Here is a 463-nt window from a genome sequence, read left to right on the forward strand (position 1 = left end):
GGGCAGGGTGCCGTCGTCCGCGAAGTCGAAGTCGGGCGTGCCGAAGTCGGCCGCGGGAGCGGCCGGGGCGGCGGCGATGGGGTCTTCGGAGAAGTCGAAGTCGCGCGCGGTGCTGGCCGGTTCGTTCGAGCCGTAGTCGACGGGCGCGGCGGGCTCGCGGTAGGCGGCGGTGGGGACCGGGATGGCGACGACGCGGGTCACGTCCTCGCGCGGCTCGGAGAAGTCGCTGGTGTCGAGCGAGGAGAACTCGCCGCTGCTCACCTCCGAGAAGTCATCCTCCGCGGCCATGGGCGCGGGGGCTGGCGGCGCGGCGTCCATGTCGAAGCTGAACGCGTCGTCCGGCATTGCCATCGGCGCAGCGGGGCCCGCGTCGAGCGAGATGGCCCGGGGCGCGGCCACGCCCGGCGAGGCGAAGGCTGCGGGCGGGACCTCGTCGTCGAAGGAGAACGGATCCTCGGGGACG

Annotated in this window: 1 pseudogene; it reads right to left on the reverse strand. The window is 74.3% G+C overall.

Annotation, left to right across the window (positions count from 1 at the left end):
* A pseudogene (locus tag D7W81_RS41515) lies at window positions 1-463 on the reverse strand (tetratricopeptide repeat protein); the annotation flags it as partial.

The sequence above is a fragment of the Corallococcus aberystwythensis genome, from assembly GCF_003612165.1.
GTDB lineage: Bacteria > Myxococcota > Myxococcia > Myxococcales > Myxococcaceae > Corallococcus > Corallococcus aberystwythensis.